Origin of the sequence: Wolbachia endosymbiont of Nasonia vitripennis, assembly GCF_048054115.1 — a bacterium.
Classification (GTDB): Bacteria; Pseudomonadota; Alphaproteobacteria; order Rickettsiales; family Anaplasmataceae; genus Wolbachia.
This window is the reverse complement of the sequence record NZ_JAFEVF010000001.1, coordinates 31,793-44,292: the sequence shown is the minus strand read 5'-3', so window position 1 is coordinate 44,292 and position 12,500 is coordinate 31,793. Positions and strand designations below refer to the sequence as shown.

Genomic DNA, 12,500 nt, shown 5'->3' with positions numbered 1-12,500 from the left:
GGTCTTAATACTTTGAATTTATATTTAAGTAAACGATAAACAGTAATTGGTATGAGTGATCTATTTAAAAGTGACAATTATGATAAAAATCTCAATTCTTTGATAAGAGTCATAAAGCTGAAGGATACAAAAAAAATTAATGAACAATATGATGAAACACTGAAAGATTTATCTCAAGCTCTGAAGAATTTTACAAACAACGCAAAAGATGTAGCCAAATTTGTTATATATAGCGACTTGAATAATTATGTAGAACCTTTGAGCACAAAGCCACTCGGTTTTATTGGAACATTAAAAGGGATATTAGATAGAGTCTTGGGAAAAGATATTCCAACTAATGATAATGACATAAAAAATTTTGTTGGTGATGAATTATCAGGTTTCACTATAGAAAAAGCAGCCGAATACACAAATATTTTAAGTACAATTAATCTATTCAAGAAAGGACTTAAAGAAATTTTAGATTCGAAACAGAGTGGAAAAGGCAATAAAGAACATAAATCATACGAAGTAAGCACGGAAAATAAAACGACATCAAAGCAGAAGGAAGATACTCCTAAGCTGCAAGAAGGAAAACAGCCGGTAGGAAAATTAGTTATGAAGAGAATAAAACGGCCAACAACAGCACCTCCGCCACCTCCTACTGCCTCAAAAAAGGTACACTTTAAACCAGAAATAGAGAATGTATCTCCTGAAGATTCAGGCTATGAAAGTTCATTAAGTGAAGAGTCTGGACATGAGGAAATATCAAATTATCAAGAGAAAAGTAGTAAATCTTCAACAAAAGATTCGGAAGACTCAAAGTTAGCTAAAAAGGAGCCAACTCACAAAACGAAACCTAAGAAAAATTCAGGAACAAGAAGAGGATATAAAAAGAGACAGGCTCCAGAGCCACCAGCGCTAAACGCTACCAATCAAGAAATTAGGCAAGAAACTAAAGAAGATAAATCTGAAATACTGTCAAATCCTAAAAGGCTAGATATTGTTGATCAACAAGTGAGCACGAAACCAATAATAGTAGAAGTGACTTCGCAAAAATCAGCTGAAAGTAAACCAATCCTGAAAAAATCTGCTGATAAAGCAGCATCAGAAGTAAAAGCGGTTATTATAAAAGAAAAAGTAAATAGCAAGAAGGACGGTAGAGTAAAGTCAATAGTAGGAAAATTTGAGCAAAATCAAGTTGCTAAGAGCAAAGCCACCCCTGCAACACAAGCAGATATCGGTATGAAGAAAGATCCTGCACCATCGCAAAAAACTGCCTCCCAATCTCACTCATTTCCGGTAGGAAATAAAAGATCTAAAATGAACCCCATAACAGCAAAGTCCGATTCTAAACTTCCGGTTAGTAAAAAACCTCTTCTCACTCATGTTAGTGTAAAGAAAATAGCTGCACGATTTGAAAGCCATGGGAAGAAATAGCTATAACCTATTGAACAAACCCTATAATATCCTTGATCTTTTTTATATTGTTATTTGCAATCTCTGCTGCTTTTTCTGTACCTTTTTTCAATATTTTATGTAAATGGAGCTGGTCCTTTAAAAGATCGTTCATCCTCTCACGTATAGGTGATACAACACTGATGATTAAATCAGCCAACTCTTTTTTAAAGTGTTTCATATCATGTTTATTCACTTCTTCACACACTTTTTCCACATTTAAATCACTAAGCACTGAATAAATGTTTACCAAATTGTTTACTTCTGGACGGCACTTTAAAGTAGCAAAATCAAAACCTAGCATTGAGTCTGTTTTTGCTTTCCCTATTTTTTTAACGATTAAATCATCTGTGTCGTCAAGGTTAATGCACGAATATTCTGAAGGGTCAGATTTACTCATTTTGCTTGTACCATCTCTTAAGCTCATTATTCTTGATGTGCAATCCAAAGTTAAGATTTCAGGTATGATGAAATGACTACATTTATAATGATTGTTAAAAGCTGATGCAATATCACGTGCAAGTTCTAAATGCTGTTTTTGATCATCGCCAACAGGAACATATTTAGTTTGATACAGCAATATATCCGCAGCCATAAGTACTGGGTAGCTATATAACCCAAGAGAAGCTTTTTGTTTATCGCTTCCAGCCTTATCTTTAAATTGAGTCATACGATTAAGCCAACCAATTGGTGTATAGCACCCTAGAAGCCAGCCCAATTCTGCATGACCACTAACTGCGGATTGATTGAAAATAATCGACTTTTCCGGATCTATTCCACATGCAATATAAGTTGCTGCTGCTTTAAAAATATTATTTTTTAATTCATTTGCGGGAAGCTTATTTGCTGTGATTGCATGCAGATCAACAACACAAAAAAGAGATTTATATTTATCCTGCAAGCCTATCCACTGCTTAATTGCACCAAGATAATTGCCCAAGTGTAATACTCCACTTGGCTGAATACCTGAGAAGACAACTTCTTCCATACCTTGAGTGTTTTATTAGTTACTTTCGCAATCAGCAGATTTTTTAGAAAGAATAACCATTGCAGGACGAAGCAACCTATTTTTAATTGTATAACCAGTTTGTAGTACTTCTACAATAGTGCCAGGCTCTTTTTCATTATCTTCTCTTTCCACAACAGCTTGATGTAAATTGCTGTCAAAAGAGTTACCTATTGGATCTATTTCTTCTATTCCATGTTTTTTTAGATCACTCACAATCTTTTGGTGCGCCACTTTTATTCCTTCATGAATAGGATCATCATCTTTCAAGTTTTCCATTGCTTTTTTTAAATTGTCACAAGAGTCGATCATATCACGTGCAAATTTTGTGACTGCATAATCACTTGCATCGCTAATTTGCTTTTGCATTATACGTTTAACGTTTTCATTATCCGCAACAGCGCGACGTAAATGATCTTCAAGCTGAACTGCACGTTCTTTTAATATATTAAGCTCTTCACTTAAATCACCTGTTTGCTGATCTTCTTGATCATCCCCTTTTCGTTTACTGACCATATCTGCAAATTTCTTTTTTTTCTCTTTATTACTATCTGACATATCATTCACCCTTACAAACTTAATAAATATATAACAATCAATCTAAAAATATCAAGCGTTAGCTATCCTTGTCTTTCTATGCTTGCATTTAAAAAGTCAATCAAAGCAGTTTTATAAAGAGAATCAGAAAAAGTATCAATATTACTTTGCGCCATATTAATATAGTGTTTAGCTTCTTCCATAGAAACATGAATGGCATTATGATGATTAATATATTGTAATGCTTGGTCAAAATTGTGTCTAGCTGAAGAGAAAGATTTCTCCCAGAATTTTTGTTCTGATGGGCTGCCTTTTTCATATGCTATAATAGAAGGTAAAGTAACTTTACCTTCAAAGAAATCTTTTCCAAGTTGCTTTCCTAAAGTGCCTTGATTAGCAGTATAATCTAGCACGTCATCAATTATTTGGAATGCCATACCAAAATTAAACCCGAAATTCCTTAGCCTCTCTGTTTCGTCACTTGTGGCTCCAGATACTACTGATGCAGCCTCGCAGCATGCAGAAAATAAAGATGCTGTCTTTTCTCCAATGATATTAAAATAATTTTTTCTAATTGTGTTAGGGTCAAAACGCGTTGTCATCTGCTTTATCTCACCCTTGACAAGCAAATTAGATGCCTTAGATAAAATAGAGAGAACACTTAAATTCCCACAGTCTATAAGCCATCTAAATGCTAAGGTCAATAATAGATCACCAACTAAAATGCTTGATTTATTCCCCCAAATTTTATTTGCTGTTGCAACTCCATGGCGTGCCTTACTTTCATCAAGCACATCATCATGAAGTAAAGTAGCGTTGTGTATAAATTCTACCGATGCAGCAATGTTGATCCTACTCTCTCCAGAGTAATTCAGCATTTTACAAATAATAAAAATGAGCTTAGGCCTTATCTTTTTTCCTCCTGAATTAATAAGATGAGATGTAATATCGGTAGCAAGCTTAGTACCTTCATCATTGACATTTTTGAAGATAAAGTCATTCATAGCCAATAAATCAGAAGATACAATATCATCTAATTTACTACTTTTTGTTAAATCAGTGTTTAGCATTTAAGAGGACTTATGCTTCTTGCCCTTGTACTTTCTCAACTTTTTTCTTTTCTATTTTTTTCGATTCTGTTTCTAAATCTACTATGCCTTTTTTAATGAACCACATTACCCTTTCAGTTGCTTGCGCTCCTACACTTAGCCAATGTTTTAATCTATCAGCTTTTACCACAACACGATTTTTATTGTCTTTTGGCAACATTGGATCATATTGTCCTATTCTCTCAATAAAGCGCCCATCTCTTGGTGCTCGTGAATCGGCTACAACTATCCTATAAAAAGGACGTTTCTTTGCCCCAAACCTTGCTAACCTTATTTTAACTGCCATGTCAACCTTTATTCATATATTAATTACAATTTAAATACAATAAACAGCTCAAGTCAAACTAATTGTACCTCTTTTACCTAAAAATACAATATAGCCCCCTCCAATCACTCATAAAAGGAAGATAATAAACTTTTTTATATATCATCAATCATAGCATGATTAACTTCTACTCTATACTTTGATTTTAGATAGCTAATTAACTGTTCCTTTAGCGATATCATCACACGTTTTCCGGTGTCAAGCATGTTTAATTTACCATTTGATGAATGCATTTGTTTTAGAACGCCTATTATAATTTCATTATTGTATTGAATAGGATCTGTTACCGAATTAGTTGTTTTCATATTGAAAATCTCTTCTATGAAAGAAAAAGGGTAGTTTTGTTCATTGCGTTGTATTTGCTGGCCTTTAACCAATTTTATACCTTGCATTTCTTCCAAATCTGTCTTTTCTCTTAGTTGAATTGCTACTTCTTGTCCCATTTTAAACATTCTTTCTTTTATAAATTCACTACGCCAAAGCTTTATGGCTGATTCCCTACTTTCTTCAAAATTTTGTAATTTAGGAGGAACGATATCACTGATTTTTACACCAACAACAGTATCTCCAACACCCTTAAAATAATTCTTCTGATCTTTCTCGCGTGAAAAAATGAAAGAAATGAAATCACTGGAATTTCCTACTTCATTACCACTTTGGTCTTTTCCACTAGCATCTACTGGACCAATAGTTTGTATAGGTAAATTGTAATTATTGGAGATTTCTTCAATCGTTGCACCATTGTATATCTTATAATTCACTTGATTTATGAAATCATTGACTTTTTCAAAAGACTTTTGATTGGTTAAAACTGACCTTATGTCTTTTTTTAAATCAACCAAGTCTTCATCAGAGATTTGATGTATGCTTTCTACCTTTATTACGTGCCATCCAAAATTGCTTGTTAAAACTTCACTTACTTCACCTGTTTTGAGAGCAAATACCTTTTCTCTCATATTTTCAGGTAAGAAATCCTTAGTTATATTATTTACTCTGGTTTCATCGAGTTTCACTTTATTAAACTCTTCTATTATTTGTTCAAAGCTTGCTTTACTTTCTTCAAGTGCTCTTCTTGCTATTTCAGCTTTTTCTTTGGTAGGAAATATCACATTAAATATGTCTCTTTGATTTTTAAGTTCCTGATGTTCTATTATACTATCAACCTCTTCATCTGAAATTCTGATTTGATCTTCAAAATATTTTTGATCCAGAGAAATGTATTGCGCAGTTCGATACTCAGGGTAATAAAAATTGGACTTATTTCTTTCATACAAATCAAGTAAGGCTTGATCATCTGGTTCAGGAACGTCTGTAATTGCATCCTCAGTTATTTTAACAATATCAACTACTCTAGTTTGGTAGCGATTTTTGTATATCTGCTCATCAACACCCTCACCAAAAGTTACCGGATAATTATCTTTAAATAACGAAGTCATGAACATCATTGCAGGCAGGATTTTCTCTAGTTTTTCTATATATTCCTTTTCTGTTATATGCAGGCTATTTAGAGTTTGATGGAATTTATTATGGTCAAATTCTCCTTTATCGTCCTGAAAATACTTGGTATTTTTTATATGGCTTTTGATAGATTCTTCTCCAACTTTTAATCCAAGTTCGCTAATTAGGTTAAACAATAGCTTTTGCTCTATAAGTGCGTTAAGTAAATCATATTTCAGCTTTTTTACTTGTTCTTTACTTACATCAGATCCAGAAATTTGCTTTTCATAATTTTGATATAGTAATTTATATTCATCTGATGTTATAACTTCCTTTCCTACTTTAGCTAATTCTTTCCTTTCATCATCATTTGATAAAAGATTGCCAATCCCCATAAAGATTAATAAGCAAACTAAAAGGAGAACGATTGCCTTGGTAAAAAAATTTCTAATACTCATTGTAAACTCAGTTAACTAACACTTAAATTTAGAATAGCAATAATTTAATATTTGTAAATCTATTAACAAATTAGCTAATATATGTAATATTGTAGTGTATTAAATTGAATGGAAGCTTATATTAACCTAAGAGCCTGTAAGTGATCTCTGAATATGTTAAGATGAGGTATAGTTGACATGAGGTAAAGTATGAGGAATACATATCCAAGTGACATAAGTTGTGAAAAATTCGAAAAGATTAGACTAATTTTAGAAAGCGTGCGAAAGAAAACAAAGCCAAGAAGATTAGGTTTATATGAGTTATTTTGTGGTGTGCTTTATGTACTAAAAAGTGGCTGTCAATGGCGAATGCTTCCAAAAGAGTTTCCAAGATGGCGAAATTTTTACGATTACTTCAAGAAATGGAGTAAAAAAACGAATGAAGATAGAGAAAATGTTCTAGAAATTGTCTTAAAAAAAATTGGTTGGAGAGAACAGTGGTCGGAATACCAAAACAAGCTTCTGCATCATTGATGCCCAAAGTGTAAAAAATACCGATACTGCTGAAGAAAAAGGTTATGATGCTGGCAAGAAAATTTCAGTAATAAAGCGTCATATCGCAGTTGATACACAAGGTTTGACACACGCAATTCATATAACAACGGCAGAAATAACTGATCGTAGCAGTGCTTTGACAATGGTTAAAAATGCTAAAGAAAGTCTCTCTGAAGTTAAAAACATACTGGTTGATGCAGGCTACACTGGAGAAAATTTTGCAACACAGATGAAAGTAACTATTGGTGCAACTGTTGAGGTGAAGCACCTTTGCTGTATTGCCAAAAAGATGGGTTGTTGAGAGATCTTCTTTTGCCTGGTTGGAAAAATGTAGGCGACTTTGGAAAAATTGCGAGCGTAAACTTAATTGTAATAGTTTAGACTTGATCTGACAAGCAAACAAAGTAAGATAAAAATATAGACAAGTTTTAAAGGAAAGGAGTGTCAGATATGAATACAACACAAGAAAAAATACTAAAACCAAAGTTGGGATTGCTAGAACTTGCAAAGCAATTAGGAAATGTATCACAGGCGTGTAAAGTAATGGGATATTCAAGGGATACATTTTACCGCTTCAAAGAACTGTATGAAACAGGAGGAGAAGAGGCTTTACACGAGATAAGCAAAAGCAAGCCATTGTATGCAAATAGAGTGTCGGAGGATATAGAAAAAGCAGTAGTTGAAATAGCAATAGAGTTTCCAGCATACGGACAAGAAAGAGCAGCAAACGAACTGAAAAAGAGAGGAATTCTCATCTCTGCAAGTGGAATAAGATCAGTGTGGCAAAGAAACGATCTTGAAAATTTTAAAAAGAGGTTAAAGGCATTAGAAGCAAAAGTAGCTCAGGATGGTATCATTTTAACAGAAGAACAGATAACAGCTCTAGAAAAGGCTAAGGAAGAAAAAGAGGCCCATGGAGAAATTGAAACAGAGCATCCAGGATACTTAGGTAGCCAAGACAGTTATTATGTTGGTAATATCAAAGGTATTGGACGAATTTACCAGCAAACCTTTGTTGATACCTATTCCAGAGTTGCTTTTGCTAAGCTTTACACAGAAAGGACTGCTATCACAGCTGCAGATCTTCTTAATGATAGGGTAGTACCGTTCTTTGATGAACAGAAAGTATCATTGCTACGTGTTTTGACGGATCGTGGTACAGAGTATTGTGGCAGACCTGAAAATCACGCTTACCAGCTATATTTAGGGGTAGAAAATATTGATCATTCTCGAACCAAAGCTCGTTCTCCACAGACTAATGGCATATGTGAAAGGTTCCACAGAACTATGCAAGATGAATGTTACAATATTATCTTTAGAAAGAAAATTTACACCTCTTTGGCAGAACTTCAGTTAGACGTAGACCATTGGGTGCATTCTTACAATAGATCTAGACCACATTCAGGTAAATATTGCTATGGTAAGACTCCTATGCAAACCTTTTTTGATAGTATGCATATTGCTTATCAGAAAAATATTGATAGCATTAAACAGGATGCTGATTTTGGTTTTGACTTTGTTAATTCTTCTGTCAGTTAATTCATGCCTGTCAGATCAAGTCTAAACTATTACATCTTATTACCTGATATGCTCATTTGACAGTTAAGTCTTCTCTACCCCTATTTGCATAATACCTTGACGATTCCGTTCACGGTTAAAAGATACCGAGGTAGTAGGTGTATTAGTTTTTGCAAGCTGTTATTTTGCTATGGATTGCTGTAATGGCATCATCTATTTTATTGTTATCACAGCCTGTTTGGGCAAGTTCGGCATTTCCACCGCAATCCCTTCTGGTTACAGTAGATACTAGCTCTTTTGCATTGATCTTATTAGTTAAATCTTTACTTACTTTGACAATCAAAACTGTTTTATCCTTTTCTGTTACCATGAAGGCTATTACAGTTTTCGGTTTTTGTTGCTGTAGAGCAAATTCCCTTATTATACTTCCTGGAACGTTATTGAAAGTGTGGCTTACGAAATTTATTCCATTTATTTCGGTACTTTTTACAGTTTCTACACTGATAAGCTTTTTATAAAGATTTTTTATTTTGACTTCAAATTCTTTGCGCTCCTGGCTTAAAATACTGAGTCGACTTATTATTTCATTTACTGGTGCTTTTACGCATTCTGCAACTTTTTTTAAGCTAATTTCGTTATTGCGTACATAATTAATTGCTTCTTGACCGGTTAAAGCTTCAATTCTTCTTACTCGAGATGCAACGGAACATTCTGCTGCTATCTTAAACAAACCAATTTCTCCGATACGCTCCACGTGTGTACCACCACATAATTCTTTTGAATCTCCAATTTTTACAACCCTAACATTATCACCATATTTTTCACCAAATAAGGCCATCGCTCCTTCGTCTATTGCCTCATCCATACCTTGAACTTTTGTGGACGTAGAAAGATTTTCTCTGATTAGAGAGTTTACTATATCTTCTACTGAAGACAGCTGATCCTGAGTGACTGGCTTATTGTGACTAAAGTCAAATCTTAGTCTATTTGGTGCGACTAGAGAACCTTTTTGAGTAACGTGATCACCTAAGATTTTTCTGAGTGCAAAGTGTAGAAGATGTGTAGCTGAATGATTTCTTCTTAAGTCTTGTCTTCTTTTTTTATTAATACTAGCTGTAACTGTGTTACCTTTACAAATTGAGCCGACGCACCTGTGCAAATACAAGTCATTAATCTTGTTGGTATTTTCGACTGTTACCATACTTCCATCAGACTGTATAAGATTTCCAATATCTCCCACTTGTCCACCTGACTCTCCATAAAAAGGTGTTTTATCAAGTATAATAGTTATCTTTTCTCCTTCTTTTGCAGAATCAATTACTTCATTTTTAGAGGAAATTATTGCGAGTACTGTTGCATCCTTTACTTCATCACGTTCATAACCAACAAATTCCGTTTTGCCAAACTGATCGATTAAATTAAACCATACTTGTTCAACAGATTTTTCACCAGATCCAGTCCAATTAGCACGTGCTCTTTCTTTTTGCTCTTTCATTGCATTATCAAAACCTTTTTGGTCAAAATTTATTTTCCTTTCTTTCAAAATATCAAGTGTGATATCCAAAGGAAATCCATAAGTGTCATATAGTTTGAATGCTGATTCTCCAGATAGAGTGTCACCTGATTTTAAATCTGCAGTGAATTTGTCCAAGAGATTAATGCCTTTCATTAAAGTGTCTTTAAAGTTTTCTTCCTCTGATTTTAACGTTGTTTCTATTAAGCTTTTAGCTCTGATTAGCTCTGGATAAGCATCTCCCATATAAGCCAAACTTGTGCCATCTATGAGTGCAGGAAAAACAAGGTTCAATAGAGAATCATTATATCCAAGTAGGTGGATATAACGTACTGCTCTCCTGATCAATCTGCGTAGTACATAATTTCTTCCTTCATTTCCAGGAAGCACTCCTTCTGCGATGAGAAATGCAGCTGCACGAAGGTGATCTGCGATAATCTTATGAGCTACTTTATTTTCCGTATTTCCACAGTACTCTTGCGATTTACTTACCAGAGCAGAAAATAGGTCAATATCATAGTTATCATGAACGTTCTGCATAACAGCTGCTATTCTTTCAAGGCCCATTCCGGTATCGATGCATTTTTTTGGTAATTTTTGTAAATTACCTTCTTCATCTTTATTAAATTCCATGAACACCAGGTTCCAAATTTCAACAATTCTGTCGTCTTCATGTAAAGCGGAATTTCCATGATCGTAAAAGATTTCAGAACATGGGCCACATGGACCAGTATTGCCCATGCTCCAAAAGTTATCATCTGTTGTAATTCTTATGATTTTATCATCTGAAAAGCCACTTATCTTACGCCAAATTTCATATGCTTCATCATCAGTGTGGTAAACAGTTATGGATAGTCTGTTTTTATCAAGAGACAATTCTTCAGTAATAAATTTCCACGCAAATTCTATCGCAGTTTCTTTAAAGTAATCACCAAAGCTAAAATTTCCGAGCATTTCAAAAAATGTGTGATGCCGAGATGTATAGCCAACATTTTCAAGATCATTGTGTTTACCACCTGCTCTGAGACACTTTTGACTTGAGACGGCACGTTTCATTTCAGTTTTTTGCGTGCCGGTAAAGATGTTTTTGAACTGTACCATACCAGCATTTGTAAACATGAGTGTTGGATCATGCTCTGGAATCAAAGGAGAAGAAGGAACTTGCTCATGATTATTATTTACAAAAAATTTTATAAATCTTTCTCTAATTTCGTTTAGCTTCATCGTTTTTACTGAGGTTATCTATGCATAATAAGTTGTAACAGAAGTAAAATCAATTTATCAATCTAAATATTAATATATACATTACTTAGTATAATAAAGGTAACTTTTATATAAAAATTTTAATAAAAAGATATAGGTTTAAATATTTTATCCACTAACATAGAGAAGTATTTGTTAATTCAAATAATACTTTTATTAATTCATTTAAGGAGTGTGAAATGCCAAAAAAATTCCAAAACACTAAGAATAGCATGCGAAAGAGAGAAACAACAAATAAGCAGGAGATGGATGGTCCAACAATTAGAATTGTATCTGACTTGGAAAGTATAAAACAAAACAGAAGAGTAGAATTTTTAATTAAAGGAGAGAATTTAACAGTAAAAGACCTCTCTATATCTTCTAGAGCAGCTGAGATAGGCTTGGTTACAGGAATAGTAAATTCAATAGACATTCCTCAAGCAATTCGTGAATCGACAATAGATGGAATTATTTTAGGTCTTAAGAGTGGAGAAATAGAAAAAGGTAAAGAATATAATTATAGAGAATTTAAGAAAATATATCTAAAAAACCTTGTAGATGAATTGGGTAAGGATAGTTCAAAAAAGCTAAAAGAAAGAACTGATGAAAATAGCCAATTGAGAGAATCTACTACTGAAGAAATTGATTATCAGATGCAGGAAGATGTAACTATCGAATCAGCTTCTTTAACAAAACAAGAATTCGATTTTGCATCAAGCAAAGTAACTACTAAAGAGATTAATGACGTAATAAATGAAATAGAAGAATCAAATGCTAGTTATGGAATTACTCCTGAAGATATAAGTAGTGTTTCCCGTTTTGATAGTAATTCACAAGAAGTGTTAGATCATTCTATATTTAATAGCACAGATGTGGAAGGGCCTAAATTACCCGAAATAAATGGAGGACAGTATATAGGAATAGCAGGGATTGCTGGTGGTATATTTGGTGGAGTGCTAGCAGTAGCTTTTGCAGGATTAGGATACTTTGTATGGCATAGAAAAAATAGGGAAGGTAGCTACGATGTTGAAAAAGCGATGAAAAACCTTCCTGAACAAGCTCAACTTGAGCATTCCGGATCTACATCAGAAATAGAATCTTTGCTCAGCAATGCTACATCGGTAGCACATCTATCTTCTCAGATTAGTGTCGAGTAAGATTCCAGAGTTTGATGGCACAACAGTGCCATCAACTTAGCTCTTACAGCACTTATATGCTCTGGAACCAAAGGAGAAGAAATTTTCCTGTCTTACAAAAAATTTTATAACTCTTTCTCTAATTTTATATCGTTTTTACTAAGGTATAATAAATTGCAATGAGAAATTCAGATATTAATATATGTATTATTTAGTATAATAAAAATATAAAAATCTTAGTGAAAAGA

9 protein-coding genes and 1 pseudogene are annotated in these 12,500 nt (G+C 33.6%); 4 read left to right on the top strand and 6 right to left on the bottom strand.

Annotated elements, in window-relative coordinates:
- Window positions 1-51 precede the first annotated feature (51 nt).
- A complete protein-coding gene (locus JR053_RS00205; protein ID WP_374699460.1) occupies window positions 52-1,419 on the top strand; it encodes a hypothetical protein in 1,368 nt (455 codons plus the stop codon).
- A 7-nt stretch (window positions 1,420-1,426) separates the two neighbouring features.
- On the opposite strand, the gene trpS is transcribed toward JR053_RS00205, so the two are convergent.
- The 5 genes from trpS to JR053_RS00180 all read right to left on the bottom strand — a co-directional run bounded on the left by trpS (window position 1,427) and on the right by JR053_RS00180 (window position 6,309).
- Window positions 1,427-2,425: a tryptophan--tRNA ligase gene (gene trpS / locus JR053_RS00200; protein WP_010402247.1), complete on the bottom strand. Its 999-nt coding sequence runs from the start codon at window positions 2,423-2,425 to the stop codon at window positions 1,427-1,429.
- 15 nt (window positions 2,426-2,440) lie between these two features.
- The gene (locus JR053_RS00195) at window positions 2,441-3,001 is read right to left on the bottom strand and encodes a nucleotide exchange factor GrpE (protein ID WP_010402249.1); all 561 of its coding nucleotides are present in this window, start codon (window positions 2,999-3,001) and stop codon (window positions 2,441-2,443) included.
- A gap of 62 nt (window positions 3,002-3,063) precedes the next feature.
- A complete protein-coding gene (locus tag JR053_RS00190; RefSeq protein WP_010402250.1) occupies window positions 3,064-4,050 on the bottom strand; it encodes a polyprenyl synthetase family protein in 987 nt (328 codons plus the stop codon).
- Between the two features lie 10 nt (window positions 4,051-4,060).
- Entirely contained in the window at window positions 4,061-4,375 is a 315-nt protein-coding gene (gene rpsP, locus JR053_RS00185; protein WP_006015540.1) for a 30S ribosomal protein S16, read from the bottom strand.
- 134 nt (window positions 4,376-4,509) lie between these two features.
- A complete protein-coding gene (locus tag JR053_RS00180) occupies window positions 4,510-6,309 on the bottom strand; it encodes a peptidylprolyl isomerase (protein WP_010402256.1) in 1,800 nt (599 codons plus the stop codon).
- Between the two features lie 189 nt (window positions 6,310-6,498).
- Here JR053_RS00180 and JR053_RS00175 point away from each other — a divergent pair.
- Together JR053_RS00175 and JR053_RS00170 are read left to right on the top strand one after the other, a co-directional pair.
- Window positions 6,499-7,235 (top strand): annotated as a pseudogene (locus tag JR053_RS00175) (IS5 family transposase).
- A 58-nt stretch (window positions 7,236-7,293) separates the two neighbouring features.
- Window positions 7,294-8,382 carry an IS481 family transposase gene (locus JR053_RS00170; protein WP_416603176.1) on the top strand — a complete coding sequence of 363 codons (1,089 nt, stop codon included), beginning with the start codon at window positions 7,294-7,296 and terminating at the stop codon, window positions 8,380-8,382.
- A gap of 142 nt (window positions 8,383-8,524) precedes the next feature.
- Here JR053_RS00170 and alaS read toward each other — a convergent pair whose 3' ends face one another.
- Entirely contained in the window at window positions 8,525-11,098 is a 2,574-nt protein-coding gene (gene alaS, locus JR053_RS00165; protein WP_010402784.1) for an alanine--tRNA ligase, read from the bottom strand.
- A 218-nt stretch (window positions 11,099-11,316) separates the two neighbouring features.
- On the opposite strand from alaS, the gene JR053_RS00160 reads away from it, so the two are divergent.
- Window positions 11,317-12,273 (top strand): hypothetical protein, encoded by a 957-nt coding sequence (locus JR053_RS00160; RefSeq protein WP_010402782.1) that lies wholly within the window; start codon window positions 11,317-11,319, stop codon window positions 12,271-12,273.
- Window positions 12,274-12,500 lie beyond the last annotated feature (227 nt).